We start from the raw sequence: 1,054 nt of genomic DNA, 5'->3' as shown, positions 1-1,054 counted from the left end.
CCCCGCCCGGCTGCGCCTTCCATCCCCGCTGCCCGGACGCCGGGCCGCGCTGCCGCGCGGAGATGCCGCGGCGCGTCGCTCTACCGGAGGCCGGCCACGCCGTCGCCTGCCACCTGCACGACGGCGGCGTGGCATGACAGCTCCGCACCGCCTCCTCGGCGATCCCCGCAGCCGCGGGCTCGCCTTCGCCGCACTCGGCGCGCCGCACGCCGCCGCCGTGCGGCGGCGCACGGAGGACGCCTTCGCCTTCGCGAGGACCCGCGACGCGCTGGGCTGGCTGGATGCGCAATGGCAGGCGCAGCAGTCCCTTCTGCCCGACGTGGCCGCCTTCATGGAGGGTCTTGCCGCCGGCCACGACATCCCGGTGCGGCACCTCTTCGCTGCCCATGCCCGCTACGCGGTCGAGGACCGCGCAGCCGTGGCTCGGCCCGGGCCCGACGGGTGCTCCGCCTTCGCGCTCGCCGACGCCGAAGGCGGCGTGCTGCTGGCAAAGAACCGCGACAACCCGGCGGCGATGCGTCCGCTGCAGTCGCTGGTCCGCCAGGCCGACCCGGCCTGGGGCGGGCGCGAGATCCTCTGCGTCGGCGGCTTCGGCAGCAGCCCTTCCGCCTCCAGCGGGATCAACTCGGATGGCTTCTGCCTCGCGGACACGGCGGTGCGCACCGCCGACCTCGGCATCGGCGCGCTGCGCTACTACGTGATGGAGGCTCTGCTGATCCGCTGCACCGATGTCGGGCAGGCGCTCACGCTGCTGCGCGCCTTGCCGCATCTCGGCGGCGGCACGCTGGTGATGGGAGACGCCTCCGGCGCCATCGCGGCCGTCGAGCTTGGCCATGGCGCCGTCGCCGTCGAGATGCCGTCGGATCGCCGCTGGGTCGCGCGCACCAACCACTTCCTGGAGCCCGCGCTGGCACGCCATCTGCGGGAAGCCGCAGGCAGCCCGCCGCGCCGCGACTCGGACGGCCGGCTGGCGGCGCTGCACGCAGCCCTCGGCGCCGGCTCGGCTCCCTCCGGCGCCGAGGGCTGCGTCGCCCTGCTCGCGCGGCACGCGGGG

At 76.3% G+C, this 1,054-nt stretch carries 1 protein-coding gene; it reads left to right on the top strand.

What is annotated here, in order from left to right; genetic code table 11:
* Positions 1 to 133: 133 nt before the first annotated feature.
* Positions 134 to 1,054: C45 family autoproteolytic acyltransferase/hydolase (locus OZN99_RS32280; RefSeq protein ID WP_270939274.1), on the top strand; the 921-nt coding region annotated here is incomplete at its 3' end.

The organism is Falsiroseomonas oryzae, from assembly GCF_027856955.1.
GTDB lineage: Bacteria > Pseudomonadota > Alphaproteobacteria > Acetobacterales > Acetobacteraceae > Falsiroseomonas > Falsiroseomonas oryzae.
The sequence above is the reverse complement of the archived record's forward strand: the minus strand, read 5'-3'. Positions and strand labels throughout refer to the sequence as shown.